Raw genomic sequence first — 24507 nt, 5'->3', positions numbered from 1 at the left:
CTTCTCGCAAGGGGCGCAAGACTCTCTTCGAGAAGGTTCTGAAAGAACAGGGTATCCGACACAAGCGTATCAGACCATACACACCACGACACAACAGGTTCTGAAATAACTTTCCCATGAGGCCTCTCAAGTGGACGCCCCCATGAAGGTACCTACGATACTCAGGAGAATGGAACATAAGCCCGAACGTGGAGGACTCTCTCGTGTCAAATTTCTTCAAGCAGTCCCCCCCAGGATAATTCGTCGATCGCCAACCCGGCGTGTCAATCCCTTGCCATCCAGATATTCCAGAAGAGGGAGAACGAATTTTCGGCTGCTTCCTGTAATATCACGCACCGAAGCTATGGTGATGCCCCCCTCAACCGATCGCAAAACCTCCATGAGACGAGCCTCAACGGACGAAGAGAGAAGAAATGTCCCGTCCACGACCGAAACGAGTCCCATGTTCCTCGCCTCACTGAGCAATTTAGAGAAATCGTTGGGGACCATGTTCAGGAGTGCTGGGCAGTCAGCCAGGAGAGGCGGTTGAAACCCTGTCTCATCACAGAGGACCAGAAGAGCGTCCAGAGCGATCTGAAGCGCTTGATCGTCCCTGGGCTCAAAATCCGGCAGAGCCAAAACACCTTCCCGAGACACCAGCTCACCTCTCTGAACCATCCTGTCCAGACAGGCCCGCCCCAACTTGCGATCCCCCTCAGGGAAAAGGTGGTTGACCACTATATCAGGGGGGGGACCATCCTGACGGGGATGTTCTTCGTGGTAGGTTTGAACGAAACCGACGATTTCTCCACTGAGGCGCTGAATCTCATCGGCCGACAAGGCAACACCGTTCCCCACAGGCAAAACAGAGATAGCGGAGTTTTCGGACAGGAGAGCGACCAACCCCTTACGGGTTTCCTGAGCCTGTACGATAAGATCGTCCAGTGTCATCCGCCCCCAAAAGGCAAGCAAGGCCTCAACCCTCTCGGATCTGGAACGAACCGACGCGAGACGCTTGAGCCGACGTACAGCCTGAACTCGGGCCTGAGAGCCTCTGGCTTTTCGACCATAGGGAGCAAGGACCTCTCCACCTCCGATGGTTCGAAGGGGACTGTAGAAGCGAATCACAAATCTCTGAGTCACTGTAACTACCACAGGTTCCTCCAGGACCAATTGGGCCGGTGACACATCTCCGGGCTCAAGCTCTTTTCGGTCCAAAAAGGCCACTCGAGCGAGGATATCCGACGTTCCCACGTGAACCCGAAGTCTCTGCCAGTGCTTTACTGGTTCTGGAGCGTGAGGCAACAGGGAAAGGGAAACGTCCAGACAGGTCGAGGAGCGAAAGACTCCGGAAGCACAGACGACGTCACCCCGACTCAGCTGGTCCACCGACAGGGCACTCAGGCTCATCGCCACTCGCTGCCCCGCTTGAGCCTCGTCCACGGACGAACCGTGGACCTGGACGCTACGCACCCTGCTGTTGAGTCCCGACGGAAGAATCTCCACGTTGGCCCCCTGATCCAGCGCTCCCCTGTAGGCCGTGCCAGTCACCACTGTCCCAAACCCCGCCACGGGGAATGCCCGATCCACGGGCATAAAGAAAGCCCCTGCTCGTTCTCGAGGGACGACCCTGTCGACCAGCTTCTCCAACTCTCTCAGAATATCGTCCACACCCCGCCCGGTGGTCGACGACGCCGGGATCATGGGACATCCCTCCAAAAAGGTTCCAGAGACCAGGTCCTCGACGTCGGCCGTTGCCAGTTCCAACATCTCGTCATCCACCAGGTCCGATTTCGTGAGGACGACGAACCCCTCATGAACCCCCAAGAGCTTGATGATATCCAGGTGTTCCCTGGTCTGAGGCATGACTCCTTCGTCAGCAGCCACCACGAGGATTACAGCGTCAAGGCCTGACGCACCGGCAACCATCTGACGGATGAATCGCTCGTGCCCAGGAACGTCCACGACGCTGACGACTCGCTGACTCGGAAGCATTAAGGGAGCAAAGCCCAGCTCGATGGTGATTCCCCGTTTGCGCTCTTCCGAAAGCCTGTCGCAATCGTGACCGGTCAGGGCCTTGACCAAGGAGGTTTTCCCGTGATCGATGTGACCGGCCGTACCGATGACCAAAGCGATTTCCTGATTCACGACCACCCCTCCTCCACTAATAAAGTAAAGGCTCGAACCACCCGCTCATCGTCGTCAGCCAGAAGGGTGCGACCATGGATTAAAAGGGTATCGTCCCTGGCTCCGGCGATCACTGGGGTAGCACACGCCCTCAGCCGTTCCTGAAGGCGACCTGCACTGCAGGAGCCTACACGAACGGCCACGGCGTACCCGAGCATATCCGTGGCAGGGAAGGCTCCGCCACCGACGGCATCCTGCACCTCCGTCACCGAGACCTGTCCATCGGAAGCAACCACCGAGGCCAAGGCGGCGGCCAAACGGTCACACCGCTCCCGAATTGCCTCGGGAGATCTGGCCAGCATATCCAACGTGGGGATCTTTCGCCATTCGCCCCGAAGATAGATGCGCAGTGTCGCCTCGAAAGCGGCCAAGGTCATCTTGTCACATCGAAGAGCTCGGAGAAGGGGGTGGGTTCGAATACGATCCACGAGGGCCTTCCTCCCGACAATACCGCCGATCTGAGGGCCACCCAGAAGCTTATCACCGGAGAAGGTGACCAGATCCACCCCGGCCTCCAGGCACTGCGCCACCGTAGGTTCTCCCGCCAGACCCAAGGGCTCCAGGTCCACCAGGATGCCGCTTCCAAGGTCTTCCATGAATATCAGATCTCTCTCATGCGACAGGCGAGCCAGCTCCTCACGGGAGACCTCCGAGTGAAATCCCAGGATCCTGAAGTTGGAGGGGTGAACCTTCATGACCATGGAAGTGTCATACTCCAGCGCCCTCTCGTAATCCCTGAGATGAGTTCTGTTGGTAGCTCCCACCTCCACAAGCCTGACCCCGGAAAAAGCCATGATATCGGGGATCCTGAACGAGCCTCCGATCTCAACCAACTCTCCCCGAGAGACCATCGCCGATTTGCCACTTCCCAGAGCCGCAAGGCACAGGAGCACAGCCCCGGCGTTGTTGTTCACCACCACAGCGGCCTCGGCCCCGGTCAGGCAGCACAGAAGCCCCTCCACATGCGAGTTTCGATGGCCCCTCTCCCCAGCCTCCAGATCGTATTCCAGGGTGTCGTAGCGACGGGAAACCAGATCGACTACGGAGGCTGCCTCAGGAGCCAGACAGGAGCGGCCCAGGTTGGTATGCACGACAACCCCGGTGCCGTTCACCACAGGGACAAGGCTCGGTCGGGCAACGGCGAGAATTCGACGATCCAATTCACCAAACAGCTCGTCCTCGTCAAAGGATATCCTCTCTCCCTCCAAAATGGACCGTCGGAACTCGTCCAAAACCGAGGAGCACATATTCTTCAAAAGATCCCGATTCACGCTTTTCAGATGTGATACATTGCGTGGGTCGCTGAGCATGATCTCCATAGCTGGAAGAGACCGAAGGAGGACCTGTGTACGTTCGTTCATAATCGAGATGGTCACCATCCGTTCCTGATTTTTCGTTGAAAACGAGGCCGAAGAGGCTTCGTCGATGGTATACTTTTTCTATTCCCCAAGAATCCACCGAGGATCAAGGAGGTCGATCAAGCATGCAGATCGTGGACACCAGAGGGAAACCCTGCCCTGAGCCGGTTATTCTAACCAAAAAAGCCATTGAGAGGAATCGAGAGAACCTTCGGGTCATCGTCGACAACCCTGTAGCAGGGCAAAACGTCTCCCGACTCCTTAAAAGCAAGGGCTTCAACATCTCCCTGGAGGCGGAGAACGATCTGGACATCATCATCACGGGGACCCTCCCTGAAAGTACAACCATCCAGGAGTCGCCTCCCCAACCCAACCCCCTGACGGCTCAGGAGACGACCTTCTCCCCAAGACAATCGCCCTCAACCACCGTCCTCATCTCCAGAGATGTCCTGGGAGGAACGGATCGGGAACTCGGGGAGGTCCTCATCAAGGGATTCCTTGGGAGCATCCACCAGGTCGGGTCCCCCCTGATTCCGAACACCCTGGCTCTCATGAATGAGGGAGTCCGACTGGCCCTGAAGGACAGCTCAGCTTGGGAAAGTCTTCAGGAGCTTCAGTCCAAAGGATGCCGAATCCTGGTCTGCGGGACCTGCGTCAATCACTTTGGGGTGTCTGATCAGGTACAGGTTGGTGAGATATCCAACATGTTTGACATCGCCGAAGCCCTTTTAGAAGCAGACAAGACTCTCACCATCTAGACCCTATATGCGAATAGACAGGAGGCCGGGTCCGTAAGGGGCCCGGCCTCCTCGTACAGGCCCACAGTCTCACCGAAAGACCTTCAGGTTGCGACCGGAAAATATCTCCGACATCTCGGTCTTGATCTTATCGGTGATTATCCTGCGTTTTGACGGTCGGATATCCTCGGCGTTCACGTGAAACAGATAATCGTCGAGATCAAAGTCCCGTAGGGTCATCCTCGTGCAGAAGAGATTTTCCTGATATACGTTCACGTCGTACATAGTATATCGATCCCTGGTGTCTCTCGCTATGAAGTCCTGTATGGAGTTGATGTCGTGGTCGATAAAGTATTTGTTCCCATCCACATCCCGGGTGAACCCCCGCACCCGGTAATCGATGCAGGCAATATCTGGGTTGAAGCGATGGATCAGGTAGTTGAGTGCCCGAAGAGGGGATATACGCCCACAGGTGGACACGTCGATGTCAGCTCGAAAGGTGCTGATGCCGTTGTCGGGATGTTGCTCTGGATAGGTATGCACTGTGATATGGCTTTTATCCAGGTGACCCAGAACCGTGCCCGGCAGAGGGCCAGGCATCGGTTGTTCCCGCTCCGACTCACTTCCTCGAAGCTCTGGAGGAACTGGCTCCTCAGCGATCAGCATGGTAACGCTCGCCCCCTGTGGTTCATAGTCCTGCTTCGCCACATTGAGGATAGTAGCTCCTATAATTTCCGCCACATCGCTGAGGATGGCAGTGACCCGATCGGCCGAGTACTCATCATCGATGTATTTGATGTACTCCCGACGTTCTACCATGCTTTGAGCATAGCAGATATCGTAGAGGTTGAAACACAGGCTTTTGGTAAGATTATTGAAACCGTACAGTTTGATCCGGTCTTCCGTCATCACACACCCCCAGAAAAAATAGGGTTGCCTGGGATCCCAGCGTACGGTCACTTCCAGACACCACCAAATAAACTATACCACTATGAGCAGCAAAACTGGTAGTATTACGCAAAAAAAAGCAAGGAACGGGATGGCCCCATCAGAAAATCCGGTCTAGAGGAAGCACATAGCCCTCAGGCCGAACGTAGCGGACCTCACAAGGAATAAAATCCCCTGTAACCTGGGCCACAACCCTTCGAATCGCTTGAACTAATCCGATTACGTCAGAGGAGGTCGCTCCTCCCAGGTTGAGGATGAAATTAGCGTGCTTGTGGCTCACCATGGCATTCCCCAATCGAAGCCCCTTCAGGCCACAGCTCTCGACGACCTTTCCCGGCGGCCCCCACTTGCTATGGATGACTGGATCGTTGCTGAAGACCGAGCCACAGTTGGGATATTTCAAGGGGAACTTTCCTCGACGTACTCGAAGATCATCCAGCATCTCCCGGCGAACCTCACGACGATCTCGACAGGTCAACCGGAGCCCTGCCGCAACCACGATATCCCGACCATTCTGAAAGACAGAGCGACGATACCCAAACCCGCATTCATCACGGGGTATCTGAAAAACATCCCCACCTCGAACAAAGCGAACCCACTCAACGACGTCGCCCAACGAGTGACGAAGGCTGCCGCCGTTCATCACCACCACCCCTCCGACAGCTCCGGGAATGCCCACAGCATGCTCCAACCCCGACAATCCAGCACATGCGGTGGCTCGGGCGAGACAGGGCATCCATGTCCCTGCTCCGACGGTCACCCTATCCCCGTCAAATTCGATCCCCGACAGACCGGACCGCATCTCCAGCACTGCCCCTCGAAACCCCAGGTCATCGAACAGGAGGTTAGACCCCTGTCCAACCACCATCCAGGGTACTTGAGCTTCATCCAGAAAAGCCGTCGCTCGGGCCACTTCTTGGACCGAGGTCGGTCGGAGGTACATGTCGGCGGGGCCACCGATTTTCCACGTACAGTGTTTTTTCAGAGGTTCATTCAGGGCGACGGGCACCCCCATCCCCCTGAGGCGCTCCACGACCTTCTTCATGTCATCGATCCTCCCCGTCCCTATTCATCCCACAGCAACATCTCCCACAAAGAGTTAGCCACCCTCATCCCTTTAGCCGAAAAGGCCACCCTCTGCCCTGACCAACGCAGGCAATTCTCGGGCATAGCCCTCAGAGCAGCCTCCAAACGATCCAACGCCTCGGAGCCAAACCTGAGACCGTAGTCATGTATATCGATTCCCCAGACGGTCCGAAGGGCCAGGATAGCCGCTTCCGAGGCTGCTGCAAGACCGCCAAGTCGTTCGCTATAGGCCAAGGTAGAAAGGCCCTCCATAAGGGCAGCGACATATCGACCCAGATCAGGCTCGTTGGCATATCGAAACCCCTCAAGATACCCCCATGCACCGGGCCCTACACCAATCACGTTCTCCCGCCGCCAGTACGCTAGATTATGACGAGACGCCGCCCCAGGCAGAGCAAAGCTGGCGACCTCATATTGATCCAAACCACAACGTGACAGATACAACTGAGCCCATCGATACTGCCCGTACCCATCTGCCATCCCTTCAGGAGGGGAGTCCCCCCAACGGGATTGAGACTCGATAGTCAGCTGATATACCGACAGGTGAGAGACACCCAAGGAGAGGACGTTCGAGAGGTCCTGATGCCACAGTCGAAGATCCTGACCTGCGAGACCGAACATAAGATCAGCACTCACAGCGAATCCAGCATCCACCGTCATGGCCAAAGCCCACCGCGCTCTATTCCCATTGTAGATCCGACCCAGCCATCGAAGGATTCCGTCGTCCAGGCTTTGGACTCCTACGCTCACTCGGGAGACTCCCCATGCCTGCCAAAGTCGAAGATGCTCAGCGCTCAGGCTCTCGGGATTCGCCTCCACGGTGAATTCTTCTGGAGAGCCGTGGCTGTAACGATCAAGGATTTTCAGAAGATCAACCCATCGTCGAGGCGGTAGAACTGTGGGAGTTCCGCCTCCTATGTAAATCGTTCGAAACCGAAGAGGGCCTCCTGCCCTGAAACGCCACGCTGCCAAGTCCCTCTCCAACACTGACAGGTAGGCATCCATGTCCCCTTCCCGACAAAGGTCGCTGGGGAAAGCACAATACGGACATTTAGATCGACAAAACGGCACATGGATATAAAGAGAGAGGGGCCTTTTCAGCCCCTCTCTCTCAGCTTCGGTCACCGTCCACATTGAGGAAAGACATGAAGGCATCTGGAGGGATGGAGACTTTCCCGATGAGCTTCATTTTTTCTTTACCTTTCTTCTGTTTTTCCAGAAGCTTTCGCTTTCTGGTGATATCACCACCGTAACACTTGGCCAGCACGTCCTTCCGTAAGGCTTTCACGTTCGATCTCACGATCACCTTCTTGCCAACCGACGCCTGGAGCGGCACCTCAAACAATTGACGAGGGATGAGCTCCTTAAGTTTTTTCACCGCCTGCTGTCCCCTATGGTAGGCGTCATCCTGGTGACATATAAACGAGAAGGCATCCACCGGTTCGTGATTGATCAGCACATCGACCTTGACCAGGTCGGATTCCCTAAATCCGACATGATCGTAATCCAGGGAGGCATACCCTCTGGTCTGAGACTGAAGCTGGTCGTAGAAGTCCACTATAAACTCGGCCAGAGGCACGTCGTAGACAGCCCGAGCCCGATCGGGGGTGAGATAATCAATCGAGATAAAGGTCCCCCGCTTCTCCTGACACAGCTGCATGACCTTACCCACGTACTCGGACGGAACATAGACAGTGAGACGTATCACGGGCTCCGACACGGACGCAACGGCCCCCATATCGGGGAAGTCCGACGGTCTGTGAGCCTCGATCTCCTCGTCCCTCCGACTCAGCACTCGATACACCACGTTGGGAGCCGTGGCCACCAGCTGGACATCGAATTCCCTCTGAAGTCGTTCCCTGGTGATGTCCATGTGGAGAAGCCCCAGGAAACCGCATCGGAAACCAAAACCCAAAGCTGTGGATGTCTCTGGCTCAAAATCGATGGATGCGTCGTTCAGCTTGAGTTTTTCCAGCGCTTCCCGAAGCTGAGGATACTCATCCCGATCCACCGGATAGAACCCGCAGTACACGACGGGCTTCACCGACTGATACCCGGGCAGAGGCGCTTCGGCAGGGCGACCGCCAAGGGTCACCGTGTCGCCAACCCGGGCTTCTTCCAAGGATTTGATACTGGCCGTGAGGTAGCCGACCTCCCCCACGGACAGGGAGTCCGCCGGAGTGAACCCCGGCTTAAACACCCCCACCTCCTCAACTGTGTAGCGACGGCCCGTGGCCATGAAGACCACATCGTCACCAGAGCTGATTCGACCATCCACCACCCGGATATAGCAGATAACGCCACGATAGTTATCGTACACCGAGTCGAAGATCAAGGCCCGCAGAGGAGCGTCCGTTTCCCCCTGGGGGGGCGGCACATCCCGTACCACCCGATCCAGGGCCTCGTTGATCCCTACACCGTTCTTAGCACTGGCTAAGACCACCTCGGAAGCGTCCAGTCCCACCACGTCCTCAATTTCTTGACGGATCTCGTCCGGCCGAGCTGAGGGAAGATCGATCTTGTTGATCACCGGAACGATCTCAAGATCCTGATCGATGGCTTTGTAAGCGTTGGCCAGGGTCTGAGCCTCCACACCCTGAGCTGCGTCCACAACCAGCAAGGCCCCCTCACAGGCCGCTAAAGACCGGGAGACCTCATAACTGAAGTCCACGTGTCCCGGGGTATCGATCAGGTTCAAAACATAGGACTCACCATCGGAGGCCACGTAGTCCATACGAACGGGAACCGACTTGATCGTGATCCCTCGCTCCCGTTCCAGCTCCAGATTATCGAGCACCTGCTCTTTCATATTTCTCTTATCGATGGTCCCGGTCATCTCCAACATCCGATCAGCGATGGTGGATTTTCCGTGGTCGATATGAGCGATGATGGAAAAATTTCGTATCCTTTTGGGATCCATAAACAGCACACACCTCACGAACATAGCCTCTTCTATCCCAAAAAATCATGGGAAACGGATCAATGATAGCAGACTGACGCAAAAATCGCATCGCAGGACAAGCTATCCGGTAGGATCGAAATGATACTCGATCGATAAAACCTTGACATTTACATCGAACAAGTGAATAATGTCAGTAAATTGATGGGGAGGTGGTCTCCATGGAGACGGGCCGCATGTTATACGAGGGCAAGGCGAAAAAACTGTATGAGACCGACGATCCGGGGCTTCTGTACCTGACGTACAAGGACTCTCTGACCGCATTCAACGCCAAAAAGAAGGCCGAGATGGCCGGTAAAGGAGAACTCAACAATAACATCAGCGCGTGGATATTCACATACCTGAAGGATCGAGGTGTTGAAAGTCACTTCATCAAACGAATCGATGATCTGTCCCAGACAGTGCGTCCCGTGACCATCGTGCCGTTGGAGGTGGTGGTTCGGAACGTGACTGCTGGATCCATCTGTCGAAGGCTTGGTGTACCGCAAGGCACTCCCCTTCCTCGCCCCCTGGTCGAACTGTATTACAAGAACGATGATCTGGACGACCCCTTGGTTCTGGAGGATCACGCCCTGCTTTTCGGATGGGCCGATGAGGCTGACTTGAAAAAGATCAAGAGACTGGCTCTTCAGGTCAACGAGCTTCTGATAGAACTATTTTCGTCACTTGACATCGATTTGGTGGACTTTAAGCTGGAATTTGGGAAAGATCGGGACGGACGACTTATTCTCGCCGACGAAATTTCACCAGACACATGCCGTTTCTGGGAAAAGGGCACACAGAACAGTTTGGACAAGGACAGATTCCGAGAGGACCTGGGCGACGTCCTGGGAGCCTATCGTGAGATATGGCGTCGTCTGTCCAAGAGGGGGAGATAATTATGAGCTTTCGAGCGACCGTACTCATCCGGCTCAAGGATGATGTGCTGGACACCCGAGGAAAAGCAGTCGCCGCATCCCTGAAGCGTCTGGGCTACCAAGAACCATCGGTCAGGGTGGGACGTTGCATGGTCATCGACCTGGAGGACCGTGACATAACATCTGCTGAGCAACAAGTACATCGTATGTGTCAGGATCTGTTGGTGAACCCCATCATCGAGGAATACACGATCCGCATGGAGTCTCTGGGATGAACCCGACGGTGGTTGTCTTTCCCGGCAGCAACTGCGACCGGGACGTGTACAGGGCAATTAAGGAAACGGTCGGAATATCTCCGCATATGACCATGTGGCACCGAGACAGACTTCCCGAGGGTACGAACCTGGTGATCCTCCCTGGGGGATTTTCCTATGGTGACTACCTCAGGTGTGGTGCGATAGCGAAAACGGCCCCGATCATGGCCGATGTCCGACGACATGCTGAGAGAGGCGGACTCGTCCTGGGAATATGCAACGGTTTTCAGATCCTCACCGAGGCAGGACTGTTACCGGGAGCGCTGCTGGTAAACCGAGACCTGACATTCATCTGCCGCCCCGTGGTCCTCCGAGTCGAACGGAACGACACAGCCTTCACCGGGGACTACTCCGTGGAACAAAAGGTAACCATCCCCATCGCCCACTACGAGGGGCGGTATCACCTCCCGAAAGATGACTTGAAGACCCTGGAGAGCAACGGCCAGGTGGTCTTTCGATACGACGGAGAAAACCCAAACGGCGCCCTGAACGATATCGCCGGCGTGATTAACGAGGAAGGCAACGTGTTGGGCATGATGCCTCACCCGGAAAGATACACCGAGGCGATCCTGGGCGGAGAGGACGGAGCAGCTATGTGGACATCCCTTCGGAAATGGATTGAAAGGACCGGTGGCTGATATGAAACCATCTCAGGCGGGCCTACGCCCTCAGGAATACGAGGTTCTGGTGGACCGTCTCGGTCGAGAGCCTAACGAGCTGGAGCTTCGGATCATGGGAGTTATGTGGTCGGAGCATTGCAGCTATAAATCGACCAAGGCCCTGCTTCGACTCTTCTCCTCAGAGGGCCCGTCAGTGCTCATGGGGCCTGGTGAAAACGCCGGTGTCGTCGACGCCGGTGACAGCATGGCTATGGCGTTTAAGGTCGAGAGCCATAATCACCCCTCCGCGATAGCTCCCTATCAAGGAGCAGCGACCGGTGTGGGAGGTATCATTCGAGACGTTATGGCTCTGGGAGCCCGCCCCGTAGCTCTCATGGACGGTCTGTTTTTCGGCACACCGGACGACAGGAGCTCCCGTGCCCTGGCGGACGGGATCGTCAAGGGAATCGGCGGCTACGGCAACTGCGTGGGAGTCCCGACAATAGGAGGGATGACGACCTATCACCGTGATTATACCGGGAACCCTCTGGTCAACGCCTTTTGTGCCGGTGTGGCACCAACGGATCGGTTAGTCCGCTCTCAGACGGCAAAACCAGGCCAAGTGGTCCTCCTTCTGGGATCCAAGACGGGGCGGGATGGCATAGCCGGAGCGGCTTTTGCATCATCTGAGCTGGCCGAGGACCGATCAGGAGTACCTTCTATTCAGATTGGAGACCCATTCGCGGAGAAGCTCCTCATTGAGGCATGTCTCTCCCTCAGGGATCAGGGCCTTCTGGTGAGCATGCAGGATATGGGAGCTGCTGGAATACTGTCATCATCCAGCGAGATCGCTGCCAAGAGCGGCGTGTCCATGACCCTGAATTTTGACGCCGTTCCACTTCGAGCTCTCGGGATGGAGCCATGGGAAATTGCTCTTTCCGAATCTCAGGAACGAATGCTTCTGGTCGTCGAGCCTCAATCGGTGGAAGCGGTTATGGAGGTGGCAAACCACTGGGAGCTCGACTGCGCCGTCATCGGCAAAACCGAGGAGGGAGACCGATATCGCATCCTCTGGAAGGGAGAGGTCGCAGCCGATATGCCCGCCTCCGTGGTTGGGAGCGACTGTCCCGAGATCCACTGGGCATCCGAGCGCCCCTCCGACCTGGAAGATCGATGGACGCTGGACCTGAACTCCATTCCTCAACCCGAAAACTGGAACGAGGCCATCCTCGATCTCTTGAGCTCGCCGTCCCACCAATCCCGGAGAGAAATCTACGAGCAGTACGACTCCATGGTCCAGACTAACACGGTGACCGGCCCCGGAAGCCCCGTGAGCGTCATCCGGATCGAGGGATCGTCTCGGTTGGCCGTCATGACCATGGAGGCACGTCCCCTCCTGTGCTCTCTCGATCCCTATCGTGGCTCTGCCGAGGTGGTTGCCAGAGCATGCCGGGCCCTGGCCGTCGCCGGAGCACGGCCTGCCGGAGCCACTGACTGCCTGAACTTCCCATCCCCCGAGCGACCAGATCAGTTCTGGGCCCTGGAACAATCCGTTCGAGGGCTGGCCGATGCGTGCTCGGCCCTGAGCTGTCCCGTGGTGTCGGGAAACGTAAGTCTGTACAACGAGACCTCCAGAGGCCCTATACTCCCCTCCCCTTTGATCGGCATGGTGGGATTCCTCCACGGCCGGGATGAGCTTCTTTCAAGTGGCCGATGGAGCGAGGGAAACAGGCTCTTTCTCGTAGGGACGACTACCCCCGCTCTGGACGGCGGGTCGTACCTGATGGAACATCATGGCATTCTGAAGGGGCGCCCTACGGAGTTCGTCTCCGATTCCGAACAAGAGTTCGCAGAACGGGCGATACATACCGCCCACACTCAGGCCGCCACGTCGGGGCGTCCTATCTCCGGAGGAGGTCTGGTCATGGCTCTCGCTCAGGAGGCCATATTGGGCACCCTGGGAGCTCAGGTTCGATTCCCAACCACTACCAGACGAGATGTCGTGCTCTTCGGAGAAGGAGGCCCACGAGCGCTGTATGCGGTCCCGACCGACCAGATCGATAAATTCCGCTCCATATGGAAGGGGTTCCCCTACGCAGAGATCGGGATCGTTGAGGGAGACAGCCTGATCGTCGAGAATCTGGTGGATATATCGGTGCTCGTGCTCCAAGAACGGTGGGGACTCTAAGGTGTGCGGAGTTTTCGGGGCCTTCTCCCTATCAGGCCGACCGGTGCTGGAGGAGGTGTACCTGGGGCTTTACGCTCTTCAGCATCGAGGGCAGGAGTCGGCAGGGGTTGCCTGGATTGACGGCAACGACCAGATCCGAACCCGTAAAGGACAGGGGCTCGTTCACTTAGCCCTCAATCAGGCTGACCTGGCAACTATACCGGCCCGATCAGCTATCGGTCACGTTCGGTACTCAACAACGGGGGGAGGAAGAACAGCCAACGTCCAGCCTCTCGCGGCCAACTACTGTCGAGGACCGGTTGCTATCGCCCATAATGGTAACCTCTCCAACGCGTCCAGAGTTCGACAGTACCTGGAGAACCGAGGTGCGATCTTCCAGTCGACCACCGACACAGAGGTGGTCCTGCACCTCATGGCTCACCAACCCCACAAGCCGGAACTGGACGCTCTGGCAGATTCGCTCAAAAAACTCAAAGGTGCGTATTCCTTGGCTGTCGCACTAAAAAACCGCCTGGTTGCAGCCCGGGATCCTTGGGGATTCCGCCCATTAGCACTGGGACAACGGGATGACGTGTACTACGTATCATCGGAAAGCTGCGCCTTGGACCTCGTGGGAGCCTCCATGATTCGAGAGCTCGAACCAGGAGAAATTCTGGTGGTCGACGATCAGGGACTGCGGTCCCTCCGAATCCCCGTTACGCCCAAGCGGCGGTTTCTCTGTTCCTTCGAGTTCGTCTACTTTGCCCGCCCCGACAGCGTTCTCTCTGGCAGGTCAGTGTACCAGGTACGAAAAGAAATGGGGAGACTTCTGGCACGCCGGTCACCTTGCAATGGGAACTGCGTGGCCTGTATGCCAGACAGCGGTACGGTCGCAGCCATGGGATACGCCCAGGAGTCCGGTATCCCTTACGAAAAGGCCATCGTGCGAAACCGATACTCGGGACGAACGTTTATCGAACCTACCCAGAGGGTCCGGGAGCTGGGAGTTCGCAAGAAGCTGAACCCCGTCCGAGAGGTCATTCAGGGACAGACACTGGCCGTGGTTGACGACTCCATCGTTCGGGGAACCACGTCCCGGCGAATGGTAGAGCTTCTTCTGAACTACGGAGCCCAGGGAGTCCACGTGAGAGTTTCGTCGCCCCCGGTTCGATTTCCCTGCTATTATGGCATCGACACGCCGACCAGGGAGGAGCTGGCTGCCGCCCGATCCGACGAAGCGACTCTCTGCGCCGAGATTGGCGCAAAATCGCTGGCCTACCTGACCGAGGCAGACCTGCTGCAGGCCATCGGTCTTCCTGATCGAGAGGTCTGTACCGCCTGTTTCAGCGGCAACTATATGGAGGATGGAGAGGACTATGAAGAACTGGACATATGAAGAGTCAGGAGTGAGCATCGACGGGGGGAATCGATGGGTCCAAGACATCGGACGGATGCTCTTGAACGAACCCATCGATCCCTGCGTCGTAGGCGGTATCGGCGGTTTCAACGGACTCTATGATCTTGGAGAGGGGCGTCTTCTGGCAGCCTGTTGTGACGGAGTGGGGACAAAGCTGGAGATCGCGACTTCCGCCGGGGTCGTCCGGGGGCTTGGTCAGGACCTGGTGGCCATGAGCGTCAACGATCTGATTACCTGCGGAGCTCGCCCCTTGTTTTTTCTGGATTATCTTGCCTGTGGCCGTCTGGACTCCCAGAGGTTATTTCCGGTGATCCAGGGAGTGGCTGAGGCCTGTCGCCTCTCAGGATGCGTCCTTCTTGGAGGGGAGACCGCCGAGATGCCCGGCACCTACCCGCCGCAGGGGTTCGACCTGGCAGGTTTCGCCGTCGGTCTGGTGAACCAGCGGAACCTGGTAGATGGCTCCACGGTAACTCGTGGCGATGTGCTGGTCGGCTTACCTAGCTCGGGGATCCACAGTAACGGGTACTCACTGGTCCGCTCAGCTCTTGCCGATGAGCTGACAGGAGACCTGCACCACCCCGTTCCTGAGCTGGGCGAAGCCCTGGCAACGGCGTTGCTCCGGCCAACTCGTCTCTACCCCGACGCTGCTGCTGCAGCCCTGTCCTCGGGGGCCGTGAAGGCCATGGCCCACATCACAGGAGGCGGACTGGAGGAAAATATCGCTCGTTCCCTGCCGGAGGGCCTGTCCCCGATGATCGACTACGGCAGTTGGGACAGACCACCGATCTTTACCTATATCTCCGACCGAGGCGTCGCCGAGGACGAGATGCGCCGGGTGTTCAACCTGGGGATCGGCTTCGTCCTGACAACTGGGAAAGAGAATCTGAACCGACTCGTATCGACTCTGAACGAGACAGGGGAAGAAGCTATCATCATGGGGACGGTGGCATGACGGTTCTGGCCATACTCATCTCGGGCACCGGAAGCAACATGGAGGCATTGATGGACCGCATGGACAGCGGTGAACTGGACGCCAGAACCGCCTTTGTTGGCGCGGACACCCCTGCGGCGTCCGGTCTGAATCGGGCAAAGATCAGGGGGGTTCCGACGCACGTCCTCTCCTACGAAAAAGGTCGTCACAAGGCCGAGGAACGGCTTGAGGAACTGTGGAAGGCTCATGATCTCAACTGGCTCGTCCTTGCTGGGTTCATGAAGGTTCTCTCTCCGAAATTCGTCTCCAGACACCGAGGACGCATCGTGAATATTCACCCGGCGCTCCTTCCTTCCTTTCCTGGCGCTCACGGAATCGACGACGCATGGAATGCGGGGGTCACCGTGACGGGGGTCACCGTCCACCTGGTAGACGCGATGGTGGACCACGGCCCTATCGTGGCCCAGCTTCCGGTTCGAGTTCGCCCTCAGGACAACCGAACTTCCCTGGAGAAGCGTATCCACCGGGCGGAACATCGGCTCTACTGGCGGGCCCTCCGAGGCCTTTTTTCAGGGGGCCTTGCCCCCAGAAAGGACGAATCGGCATGACGAAACGGGCGTTGATATCGGTCTACAACAAGGATGGTATCGGAAGCTTCTCCCAAAAGCTCCAAAGTATGGGGTGGGAGATTATCTCCAGTTCTGGAACCGCTGCGGCCCTCACCGAGGCTGGTGTCTCCGTCAAGGAAATTTCGGACCTTACCGGTGTTCCAGCGATGCTGGGCGGCCGTGTCAAGACCCTCCACCCCACCGTAGCAGGAGGCATACTGGCGCGACGGGACAGACCGGAACACATGGCCGACCTCGAGCGCCATCGGATACCCACCATAGACATGGTGGTCTGCTCGCTCTATCCTTTTGAGGAGACACTTCAATCGGGTGCCGATTTGGACCAGCTCACGGAACAGATCGACATTGGCGGAGTGACTCTTCTTCGAGCTGCAGCCAAGAACTACATCCATGTCGTCGTGATCTCCGACCTGTCGGACTGCACCTCCGTGCTTGAGGAACTCGAACATCGGGGAGATGTGTCGTTGGAAACGAGGCAAAACTTAGCCCTCAAGGCCTTTGCCTCCACTTCCCGATACGATACCATGATTACAACAGGACTGAGAGACTGCTTGGGAATCCAAGAGGAAAGACTGCCTGCTCACATGCCCATGTGCCTCGATAAAGTTCAACCACTCCGTTACGGGGAAAACCCTTACCAGAAGGCAGCCCTGTATGCCTCCGTTCTCGCTCAACAGCCTTGGGAACAGCTGAGCGGCACCCACCTGTCGTACAACAACATCCTGGACATGGACGGTGCCCTCAGGGCCATGGCCATCATGCATAACGACGTAGGGGTTGCTATCTTGAAACACACCACGCCCTGTGGCATGGCCGTGGGAGAGTCAGTGCTCCAGGCATATCACCGAGCCAGAGACTGCGACCCCCTGTCAGCTTACGGAGGAGTCGTCGCAGTCACTCGAACCGTCGACCTGAAAGCCGCTCAGGCAATGGGAGAACACTTCATCGAGGTTCTGGTAGTTCCCGATATAGCCTCCGAAGCTCTCGAATATCTCTCGAACAGGCGGCCCTCCTTGCGCATCGTCAGATGGAGAGGTGGTCGCCCCATGAAATGCCAAATTACCGGCACATGGGGCGGCGTCCTGATCCAGGAGGATCGACTCCCCACGCCCCCATCCCCAAACTCCGGTCGATGGGTAGGCTCCGAGAGACCGGAGCTGTGGGATGAGATACTCCTGGCCTGGCGAGTGGCCGCCATCTCCAAGAGCAACGCCGTAGCTATCGTGAAGGACGGTGCGGCTGTCGGAATCGGGATGGGGTTTTGCAGCAGGCTCTTTGCCGTGGACTTCGCCGTTGCGCAGGCAGGAGAGAAAGCAAAAGGCGCTGTCATGGCATCGGACGCTTTTTTCCCCTTTACCGACGGACTGGAACGGGCTGCCCAGGCGGGTATCACAGCCATCATTCAACCCGGGGGCTCCATCCGAGACGACGAGGTGACTGAAAAAGCCAAAGAGCTGGGAATATCGATGTTTCTCAGCGGTCACCGGACTTTCAGGCACTGATAGGTCATGAAGGTCCTTATCTTAGGTGGCGGAGGCCGGGAACACGCTCTGGCCTGGGCATGTTCTAAATCCCCTCTATGTACCGAGATTCACGGCATGCCGGGTAACCCAGGGATCGCCCATTTAGGTCCGTGTCACCCTGGAGATCCTTGCAGATATCAAGCCGTTCTTGACGTGGTCCGAAAAAATCACATCGACCTGGTGATCATCGGCCCTGAAGCACCGTTGGTTGCCGGGGTAGCAGATGAGCTTCGAGCCAACGGAATCGGCGTCTTCGGTCCCGGGAGACAAGGAGCCACTCTTGAGGGAAGCAAGGCCTACGCCAAGGAGTTCATGTCCCGGCACGCCATTCCCACCGCCCCATTTCAAATATGCCACACCATCGGTGAGGCCAACGCTGCCCTGTCTTGCCGTCAACCGCCCTATGTGGTCAAGGCCGATGGGCTGGCTGGAGGCAAGGGGGTTTTCATCCTCGAGACTATCTCGCAAGCTCAGGAGGTCTGTCAAGATCTTCTGGAACGACACACCCTGGGCGAAGCAGGACAAAGGGTCGTAATTGAGGATGGCCTGATCGGCCGAGAGGTATCGGTCATGATCATCACCGACGGAAAGACCTGGAAGCTCATGCCTCCAAGCCAAGATCACAAGAGAGCTTTCGATGGAGACAGGGGCCCCAACACTGGCGGCATGGGAGCCTATGCCCCAGTCCCGTGGGTGGATCAAGTAATGATGGATGCCATCGAGTCAACTGTGGTGGCCCCCTCTATCCGAGGCCTTGCCGAGGACGGCATTCCCTACCGGGGGACTCTCTATGCCGGTCTCATGATCTCTCCCGACGGAAAGATCGACGTTCTTGAATATAACGTTCGCCTGGGAGACCCCGAGACTCAGGCTCTCCTGCCTCTCTTCAGCAAAGACTGGCTAGCCGTATGCGCTGCCTGTGCTAACTCTGACCTCTCTTCTGCTCACTGGGGCGTACATGACCGATATTCCGTCGCCGTGGTTATGGCATCCCAAGGTTATCCAGGGGACTATAAAACCGAAAAAACTATACGGGGAATGCACGAAGCCGAAGCTCAAGGGGTTCTGACGTTTCACGCAGGGACAGCCATGAACAACGGTGTCCTGATGACAACTGGAGGACGAGTGCTCTCCGTGGTAGGGATGGGAGGCTCCATTCGTGATGCCCGTCAAATGGCCCTGAATGGGGCATCCCTGGTGACCTTTGACGGCGGATGGTTTCGACGGGACATCGCCGGGAACATAGCTCACCCCGGGGATACAACACGCAAAAAAGAGGAGAACTCGAGATGAAAAACGTGATGGTCGGCATCGTCCTGGGCTCAATCAGCGACGAACCTATGGCGGCAAAGGCGACAGGGGTTTTGGACACGCTCGGTATTTCCTACGAAGTAACCGTAGCGTCAGCTCATCGAACCCCTGACGACGTGGAGGCATATGCTCGAAACGCCGAAAAGAGGGGGCTCTCGGTTATCGTCGCGGTGGCGGGCATGTCGGCAGCCCTTCCAGGGGTCATGGCAGCTCACACCACGTTGCCGGTAGTTGGTCTCCCGGTCTCGGCAGGAGCTTTGAGAGGAATCGACGCTCTGTATTCGATGACCCAAATGCCTCCAGGCATCCCCGTGGCTTCTGTGGGGGTGGATGGAGGAAGCAACGCCGCCCTGCTGGCCGCCCGTATGGTCGCCCTTACGGACCCAGACGTTCGATCCCGCTTGGACACGTTCCAAAAAAAACAGGCAGAAAAGGTTCGGCAAAGCCGGTCCGATCTGAAATCTCCCTCCGCTCCTCAGGAGGCCTTCGCCCAGGAATAACCATTTAAGGCTATAATCAGGACGAGAGGGGATGGTTCTATGGACACCATGAGACTGGGACGGACTAATTTGACGGTAACGAGAAGCGGTTTTGGAGCTCTTCCTATCCAGAGACTGCCCAAGGCAGAGGCGGTCACCCTGATCCGGGAGGCATACGATCAAGGGATCACATATTTTGACACGGCCCGATCCTACACCGACAGCGAGGACAAGCTCGGCGCGGCTTTGGTCGACATTCGGGACAGAGTTGTCATTTCCACCAAAAGCCACAGCACAACTCCGGAAGAGCTTCGCCTCCACGTGGAGACGAGCCTGAAGGCTCTGGGCACAGATTGGGTGGACATCCTTCAATTTCATAACCCCAAGACAGTGTATCTACCGGGGGGAGAGGACGGAATGTACGACGAGCTTTTTCTCCTCAAAGAGCAGGGGAAAGTCCGGTACATCGGCTACACAAACCACAGCCTGGATCGAGCCATGGAGGCAGTTCAGTCTAAAGCATACGACACTGTTCAGTTCCCTCTGAACCATCTGAGTGCCCCCAAAGACCTGGAGTTGGTTGACCTGTGTGCCCGCCTGGACGTGGGATTTATCGCCATGAAGGGAATGTCGGGAGGTCTGGTAACAGATGCCCGGCTCTCCTTCGCTTTCTTACGCCAGTTCGAAAACGTGGTCCCCATCTGGGGCATCCAGAGACGTTCTGAGCTTGAGGAGTTTCTCAAGCTGGAGGCATCGCCCCCTCTGCTGTCGGATCTTTGGCAGGCTATCGAAACGGATCGAACCGATCTGGCCGGAGACTTCTGTCGCTCCTGCGGCTACTGTCTTCCGTGCCCAGCGGGAATCGACATTCCGCAAGCAGCCCGAATGTCCCTTCTCCTGGGCCGAATGCCCTGGCGTCCTTTCATGTCCGAGAAATGGAGAAAAAAAATGGAGCAGATCGAGGACTGCATCCTTTGCCGCCAATGCTCAAGCCGCTGTCCTTACGGACTGGATACCCCGGCGCTGCTCCAAAAAAACCTGGCCTTCTATCGATCCTTCTACCAAACCCATCACGACCTTTAATTGACAGGGACCTTCAACCAAAAATCGGGGCTCTAAAGACCCGTTCTCGTCTACAAACGGATTCCACCTTGGAGAATGCCAGGATGATGGCGATCACTCCAGCCACCGAGGGATGTTCTTTCTATAGAGAGTTCGAATCCGAGCAGACACGGGACCGGGGATACCGGAACCTACGGTGATCGTTCCAACCTGGACCACCGGCATAATCTCCTTCACCGATCCAGTTATGAACGCCTCCTGAGAACCTTGCACCTCGCTTAATCTAAGGGGACGTCGTTCCAAAGGAATACGGCTTTCCTCAAGAAGCTGGATGATGAGAGATCGGGTCGTCCCGGCAAGGACCTGATCGTCCGGTGCTGTAATCACGATATCGTCCTTAACCAGAAAAAAGCTGCTATGTCCAGCCTCGGTGATCATGCCTCCAGGACAGTACAGGACTTCCAGGGCTTTGGGATCTGCGCTATTTTTCGCCAGGGCAGCGCTGTAGTCGATGCTCTTGGCCGAGGGCATGAGTCGCTCCCGATCCAGAGGAAAAAGCCGAACTCCCTGAGCATAGAGCTTCTCATCGGGAAGGGACAGCTCCTCAAAAGTCACGAAGTGTCGAGGCTGCGGGAAGCTGCAGCCATCGACAAATCGATCGCCACCGGTGATGTAGAAACAGGCCAGGACCTCCCCGGTTCCGTCCACACGAGCAATACCATCCCGAACGATGGATTTCATGACCTCAAGGCTCATGGATTTCTGAATTCCCAAGGCCAGAGCGGACCGCTGAAGTCGCTCCAGGTGATACGTCATCATCATGGGACGACGGTCGTAGGTCCTGACCAAGTCAAAGACACCGATCCCCCGAAGGATGATGTGATCCGATGCGGGGAGAACCGCTTGATCAAAAGGCATAAAAACGCCATCCATATAACAGATCTTCACTCTTATCATCCTCTCGGATCACGATGAAATTATATTTACAACATAGTTTCAGCCAAGACTACGTCATGCTAAGAACTACGACTCAACACACACACGACAGAATGACTAAATTATATCGATGTATCTTCCGTCGTGAGCTCAAAAACAAAAGTGCCTTCGTAAGGATCATCCTGATACGGGAGATGATCCAAAGCTATCATGGCGACATTCGGTCGATCACTGCCCCATCGTCGTCCACGTCCAGGACGAAAAATCGGGACTGGACCCCAGCTTCGGCAAAGATACGGCGCATGGATTGAGCGATGGTTTCGGGCGACTGTCTGGTAAACGCCAGCATGGTCGAGCCAGAACCGCTGATGGCAACCCCATCACACTCGGGGCTCTCCCGAAGGACCTCCAGAATCTCACGACCACCGGGGAAGAGCTCGGAGCGAAAAGGCTGATGCAGGCGATCCTCCATGGCCCATGAGAGATTATCCCATTGTCCAGTGCCCCAGGAAGCCGCCAGGAGGGCCGAGCGCCCAAGATTAAACACAGCGTCCTCCATGGACACCGTCCTGGGGAGAGCTGTCCGTGCCTGAGGGGTGGGCACTCGAACATCGGGAACGGCCACCACAACGGCAGGTGAAGAGCTCTCCCGAGGGAAACGAACGTATCGAAGGTTCGCCCCATCCCAACAGCTGATCACCATTCCCCCAAGACAGCAAGGAACCACGTTGTCGGGGTGCCCCTCCAGGGCGACCATAATGGGCAGGAGATCCTCTTTGGGCACGGGAATATCCCGAAGCTCGTTAGCCAGCATGACCCCCCCGACGATCGCTGACGACGAGCTTCCCAGGCCCCGACAGAACGGGATGGAGTTCAGGCTCAGGAGATCCAGTCCCGGTGGGGTCATGCCCCACTCACGACAGGCAGCCTCATACCCCAGGATAACCCCGTTCGTTCTGGGGTTTTGAGCTTCCTTGGCCCCCTCTCCAACGATCTCAAGACGATAGGAGCCAACTGGGAGGGTCTCCCGGATGTGAAACTCGTTGTAAAACGTCAGGGCAAGTCCCGCGACGTCATACCCCGATCCCAGGTTTGCGCTGGTGGCCGGAACCCGAACGGAGATCATGACGAAAAACGTTCCCGAAGGATCCCCCAGTCAGCGGGGAGCGGTTTGGGAGGTTTTATCCGGGAGAGAGGCGCATCGGGATCCTTCAAACCGTTGCCCGTAAGGACCATGACGACTTTCAGCTTCTCAGGAAGTTCGCCCTGAGATTGAAGTCGCAGAAGCCCTGCCAGGCCAGAACAGGAAGCCGGCTCGGCGAAGACACCGTCCGAGCTCGCCAGAAGTTGCTGCGCCTCCAGGATCTCATCGTCGTCGACCGCCAGAAAAAATCCTCCACTGTCAGCAACAGCACGTCTGGCTTTGTCTCCGTTAACCGGACGCCCGATCCTGATCGCCGTAGCGACCGTCTCGGGGTTGGGAAACTCCCGCTCCAGGGCCAAAGGAGCCGCTCCGCAGGCCTGGACGCCCACGAGACAGGGAAGCCCCGAGCATCGGCCAAGGGCGGCGTAGTACTCGAATCCCTCCCTGTAGGCCGTGATGTTGCCGGCGTTCCCGACGGGAAGGACCAGCCAATCGGGAGAATTCCCCATCTCGTCGCAGATCTCCCACGACGCGCTTCTCTGGCCCAGAAGCCTGTAGGGGTTGACCGAGTTGACGATAGCCATGCCCAGTTCGTCGGCACCTCGACGGGCCAGGTCGAGAGCTTCGTCGAAGTTGCCCTCGATAGGGATGACGGTGGCCCCATAAGCCATGGCCTGTGCCAGCTTTCCCAAGGCCACGTTACCGGCGGGAAGCAGCACATAACAGGATATCCCCGCCCGAGCCGCATAGGCTGCCGCCGACGCCGAGGTATTTCCGGTTGACGCACAGATCACCGATCTGGAACCGACCTCCAGTGCCTTGGCCACAGCCAGCACCATCCCCCTATCCTTGAAGGACCCTGTGGGGTTGAGACCGTCGAACTTGGCGTACAGGTCAATGCCGAGTTTTTTCCCCAGATTGGACAAGGGGATCAACGGCGTGTCTCCCTCACAGAGCGAGAGAGCTGGAGTTTGATCCGTAAGTGGAAGGTGATCGCCGTATCGTCGCAATATGCCCTGAGTCATCACAAAAACCTCCAGAAAAAGGGTCTCCCGTTTTTACAGGATGTATCAAAAACTCCGGTGTGGAGGCTAAAACATCTCTCCCTCAACACCACCATCACGAAGCAAGGCCATGGTATCGTAATGGGTCATGTCCATATGGACCGGTGTCACGGATACGAAACCGTGAGCCACAGCCCAGACATCGCTTCCCTCCACCAGATCGTCCTCGGGACGACCTGCAACCCAATAGAATGCCCGACCAAAAGGGTCGGTGAGGGGCGTCACCTTATCAGCATACTCCCGCTTGCCTTGGCGGGTAACCTTGATCCCCTTCATCTCGGCCAGAGGAAGGTTAGGGATGTTGACGTTCAGGAGAACACCATACGGGATCGGTGATCGACTCACCCATCTCAGAAGTCGAATAACGATCTCCGCAGCGTCCTCATAACGGCGATCCTCGTGCTCCCTGTGGCAATTCAGGGACACGGCGAGAGCGTGTCGCCCCAAGATAGTGCCCTCCATGGCAGCGGAGACCGTCCCCGAATACGTCAGATCGTCTCCCAGATTGGGGCCGTTGTTGATCCCTGAGATTACCCAGTCTGTCTCAGGAGCAACCTCGTCTACTCCCAGGACCACACAGTCCGACGGCGTCCCATCACAGCAGTAGGCCGGGACATCTGCTGGGTAGACTCTACCCGTCACGGGCCATACACGAAGGGGACGGGTCAAAGTGATGGCATGCCCAACCGAGCTTCTCTCCCGATCAGGAGCCACAACCGTCGGGTTAAGCCCTTCCCGCGCCAAGGCAGCCGTCAGAATCGAGATCCCCGGAGCGTACACGCCGTCGTCGTTCGTCACAAGGGGATTCATGAGAGTTTCC

General features: G+C 57.0%; 22 protein-coding genes. 12 read left to right on the top strand and 10 right to left on the bottom strand.

What is annotated here, in order from left to right; all coding sequences use genetic code 11:
• Positions 1–216: 216 nt before the first annotated feature.
• Both selB and CSA35_04230 read right to left on the bottom strand, forming a co-directional pair.
• Positions 217–2127 (bottom strand): selenocysteine-specific translation elongation factor, encoded by a 1911-nt coding sequence (gene selB, locus CSA35_04235; GenBank protein ID PIE54831.1) that lies wholly within the window; start codon positions 2125–2127, stop codon positions 217–219.
• A complete protein-coding gene (locus tag CSA35_04230) occupies positions 2124–3527 on the bottom strand; it encodes an L-seryl-tRNA(Sec) selenium transferase (GenBank protein PIE54830.1) in 1404 nt (467 codons plus the stop codon). The genes selB and CSA35_04230 overlap by 4 nt, the downstream gene beginning before the upstream one ends.
• A gap of 122 nt (positions 3528–3649) precedes the next feature.
• On the opposite strand from CSA35_04230, the gene yedF reads away from it, so the two are divergent.
• Complete coding sequence (gene yedF / locus CSA35_04225) at positions 3650–4282, top strand: sulfurtransferase-like selenium metabolism protein YedF (protein PIE54829.1); 633 nt, start codon at positions 3650–3652, stop codon at positions 4280–4282.
• Positions 4283–4351: 69 nt separating this feature from the next.
• Here yedF and speD read toward each other — a convergent pair whose 3' ends face one another.
• From speD to CSA35_04205, 4 genes are all read right to left on the bottom strand, one after another.
• Positions 4352–5170, bottom strand: a complete 819-nt coding sequence (gene speD, locus CSA35_04220; GenBank protein ID PIE54828.1) for an adenosylmethionine decarboxylase — start codon at positions 5168–5170, stop codon at positions 4352–4354.
• Between the two features lie 139 nt (positions 5171–5309).
• Positions 5310–6254: a UDP-N-acetylenolpyruvoylglucosamine reductase gene (locus tag CSA35_04215; protein ID PIE54827.1), complete on the bottom strand. Its 945-nt coding sequence runs from the start codon at positions 6252–6254 to the stop codon at positions 5310–5312.
• Between the two features lie 20 nt (positions 6255–6274).
• On the bottom strand, positions 6275–7450 hold the full coding sequence (locus CSA35_04210; GenBank protein ID PIE54826.1) for a coproporphyrinogen dehydrogenase: 1176 nt from the start codon (positions 7448–7450) through the stop codon (positions 6275–6277).
• Positions 7407–9215: an elongation factor 4 gene (locus CSA35_04205; GenBank protein ID PIE54880.1), complete on the bottom strand. Its 1809-nt coding sequence runs from the start codon at positions 9213–9215 to the stop codon at positions 7407–7409. Before CSA35_04205 ends, CSA35_04210 begins: the two co-directional genes overlap by 44 nt.
• A 200-nt stretch (positions 9216–9415) precedes the next feature.
• Between CSA35_04205 and CSA35_04200 the strand changes: the two genes are divergently transcribed.
• From CSA35_04200 to CSA35_04150, 11 genes are read left to right on the top strand one after another with little or no spacing between them, the layout of a single operon-like run.
• Positions 9416–10132, top strand: coding sequence for a phosphoribosylaminoimidazolesuccinocarboxamide synthase (locus tag CSA35_04200; GenBank protein ID PIE54825.1), 717 nt, complete (start codon positions 9416–9418; stop codon positions 10130–10132).
• Between the two features lie 2 nt (positions 10133–10134).
• On the top strand, positions 10135–10386 hold the full coding sequence (locus tag CSA35_04195; GenBank protein PIE54824.1) for a phosphoribosylformylglycinamidine synthase: 252 nt from the start codon (positions 10135–10137) through the stop codon (positions 10384–10386).
• Positions 10383–11063: a phosphoribosylformylglycinamidine synthase I gene (locus CSA35_04190; GenBank protein ID PIE54823.1), complete on the top strand. Its 681-nt coding sequence runs from the start codon at positions 10383–10385 to the stop codon at positions 11061–11063. The genes CSA35_04195 and CSA35_04190 overlap by 4 nt, the downstream gene beginning before the upstream one ends.
• Before the next feature lies 1 nt (position 11064).
• Entirely contained in the window at positions 11065–13212 is a 2148-nt protein-coding gene (locus CSA35_04185) for a phosphoribosylformylglycinamidine synthase II (protein PIE54822.1), read from the top strand.
• Between the two features lies 1 nt (position 13213).
• On the top strand, positions 13214–14587 hold the full coding sequence (gene purF / locus CSA35_04180) for an amidophosphoribosyltransferase (GenBank protein PIE54821.1): 1374 nt from the start codon (positions 13214–13216) through the stop codon (positions 14585–14587).
• The gene (locus CSA35_04175; protein ID PIE54820.1) at positions 14568–15560 is read left to right on the top strand and encodes a phosphoribosylformylglycinamidine cyclo-ligase; all 993 of its coding nucleotides are present in this window, start codon (positions 14568–14570) and stop codon (positions 15558–15560) included. The genes purF and CSA35_04175 overlap by 20 nt, the downstream gene beginning before the upstream one ends.
• Positions 15557–16147: a phosphoribosylglycinamide formyltransferase gene (locus tag CSA35_04170; protein PIE54819.1), complete on the top strand. Its 591-nt coding sequence runs from the start codon at positions 15557–15559 to the stop codon at positions 16145–16147. The genes CSA35_04175 and CSA35_04170 overlap by 4 nt, the downstream gene beginning before the upstream one ends.
• Positions 16144–17670, top strand: coding sequence for a bifunctional phosphoribosylaminoimidazolecarboxamide formyltransferase/IMP cyclohydrolase PurH (locus CSA35_04165; GenBank protein ID PIE54818.1), 1527 nt, complete (start codon positions 16144–16146; stop codon positions 17668–17670). Before CSA35_04170 ends, CSA35_04165 begins: the two co-directional genes overlap by 4 nt.
• A 6-nt stretch (positions 17671–17676) precedes the next feature.
• Positions 17677–18984 carry a phosphoribosylamine--glycine ligase gene (locus tag CSA35_04160; GenBank protein ID PIE54817.1) on the top strand — a complete coding sequence of 436 codons (1308 nt, stop codon included), beginning with the start codon at positions 17677–17679 and terminating at the stop codon, positions 18982–18984.
• Positions 18981–19502, top strand: coding sequence for a 5-(carboxyamino)imidazole ribonucleotide mutase (gene purE, locus CSA35_04155; GenBank protein PIE54816.1), 522 nt, complete (start codon positions 18981–18983; stop codon positions 19500–19502). Before CSA35_04160 ends, purE begins: the two co-directional genes overlap by 4 nt.
• A gap of 39 nt (positions 19503–19541) precedes the next feature.
• Positions 19542–20564, top strand: a complete 1023-nt coding sequence (locus tag CSA35_04150; protein ID PIE54815.1) for an aldo/keto reductase — start codon at positions 19542–19544, stop codon at positions 20562–20564.
• A gap of 93 nt (positions 20565–20657) precedes the next feature.
• Here the strand turns inward: CSA35_04150 and CSA35_04145 are convergent, their stop codons facing one another.
• From CSA35_04145 to CSA35_04130, 4 genes are all read right to left on the bottom strand, one after another.
• Positions 20658–21491: a branched-chain amino acid aminotransferase gene (locus tag CSA35_04145; protein PIE54814.1), complete on the bottom strand. Its 834-nt coding sequence runs from the start codon at positions 21489–21491 to the stop codon at positions 20658–20660.
• Between the two features lie 196 nt (positions 21492–21687).
• Positions 21688–22605: a homoserine kinase gene (gene thrB / locus CSA35_04140; GenBank protein PIE54813.1), complete on the bottom strand. Its 918-nt coding sequence runs from the start codon at positions 22603–22605 to the stop codon at positions 21688–21690.
• Positions 22602–23648, bottom strand: a complete 1047-nt coding sequence (locus CSA35_04135; GenBank protein PIE54812.1) for a threonine synthase — start codon at positions 23646–23648, stop codon at positions 22602–22604. Before CSA35_04135 ends, thrB begins: the two co-directional genes overlap by 4 nt.
• Positions 23649–23714: 66 nt before the next feature.
• Entirely contained in the window at positions 23715–24497 is a 783-nt protein-coding gene (locus CSA35_04130) for a 5'/3'-nucleotidase SurE (GenBank protein ID PIE54879.1), read from the bottom strand.
• Positions 24498–24507: the final 10 nt, after the last annotated feature.

This window comes from Dethiosulfovibrio peptidovorans (assembly GCA_002748665.1).
Taxonomy (GTDB): domain Bacteria; phylum Synergistota; class Synergistia; order Synergistales; family Dethiosulfovibrionaceae; genus Dethiosulfovibrio; species Dethiosulfovibrio peptidovorans_A.
Note: the sequence above shows the minus strand (reverse complement) of the source record. Positions and strands in the feature narration are given on the sequence as shown.

Excerpts from the sequence above, each read along its gene's own strand:
- CSA35_04130 (PIE54879.1), bottom strand. The coding sequence starts at position 24,497 with ATGAATCCCCTTGTGACGAACGACGACGGCGTGTACGCTCCGGGGATC.
- speD (PIE54828.1), bottom strand. The coding sequence starts at position 5,170 with ATGACGGAAGACCGGATCAAACTGTACGGTTTCAATAATCTTACCAAA.
- CSA35_04170 (PIE54819.1), top strand. The coding sequence starts at position 15,557 with ATGACGGTTCTGGCCATACTCATCTCGGGCACCGGAAGCAACATGGAG.
- CSA35_04205 (PIE54880.1), bottom strand. The coding sequence starts at position 9,215 with ATGGATCCCAAAAGGATACGAAATTTTTCCATCATCGCTCATATCGAC.
- CSA35_04210 (PIE54826.1), bottom strand. The coding sequence starts at position 7,450 with ATGCCTTCATGTCTTTCCTCAATGTGGACGGTGACCGAAGCTGAGAGA.
- CSA35_04190 (PIE54823.1), top strand. The coding sequence starts at position 10,383 with ATGAACCCGACGGTGGTTGTCTTTCCCGGCAGCAACTGCGACCGGGAC.
- thrB (PIE54813.1), bottom strand. The coding sequence starts at position 22,605 with ATGATCTCCGTTCGGGTTCCGGCCACCAGCGCAAACCTGGGATCGGGG.
- CSA35_04150 (PIE54815.1), top strand. The coding sequence starts at position 19,542 with ATGGACACCATGAGACTGGGACGGACTAATTTGACGGTAACGAGAAGC.
- CSA35_04230 (PIE54830.1), bottom strand. The coding sequence starts at position 3,527 with ATGAACGAACGTACACAGGTCCTCCTTCGGTCTCTTCCAGCTATGGAG.
- CSA35_04135 (PIE54812.1), bottom strand. The coding sequence starts at position 23,648 with ATGACTCAGGGCATATTGCGACGATACGGCGATCACCTTCCACTTACG.
- purE (PIE54816.1), top strand. The coding sequence starts at position 18,981 with ATGAAAAACGTGATGGTCGGCATCGTCCTGGGCTCAATCAGCGACGAA.
- CSA35_04195 (PIE54824.1), top strand. The coding sequence starts at position 10,135 with ATGAGCTTTCGAGCGACCGTACTCATCCGGCTCAAGGATGATGTGCTG.
- CSA35_04215 (PIE54827.1), bottom strand. The coding sequence starts at position 6,254 with ATGAAGAAGGTCGTGGAGCGCCTCAGGGGGATGGGGGTGCCCGTCGCC.
- CSA35_04200 (PIE54825.1), top strand. The coding sequence starts at position 9,416 with ATGGAGACGGGCCGCATGTTATACGAGGGCAAGGCGAAAAAACTGTAT.
- CSA35_04160 (PIE54817.1), top strand. The coding sequence starts at position 17,677 with ATGAAGGTCCTTATCTTAGGTGGCGGAGGCCGGGAACACGCTCTGGCC.
- CSA35_04175 (PIE54820.1), top strand. The coding sequence starts at position 14,568 with ATGAAGAACTGGACATATGAAGAGTCAGGAGTGAGCATCGACGGGGGG.
- CSA35_04165 (PIE54818.1), top strand. The coding sequence starts at position 16,144 with ATGACGAAACGGGCGTTGATATCGGTCTACAACAAGGATGGTATCGGA.
- yedF (PIE54829.1), top strand. The coding sequence starts at position 3,650 with ATGCAGATCGTGGACACCAGAGGGAAACCCTGCCCTGAGCCGGTTATT.
- CSA35_04185 (PIE54822.1), top strand. The coding sequence starts at position 11,065 with ATGAAACCATCTCAGGCGGGCCTACGCCCTCAGGAATACGAGGTTCTG.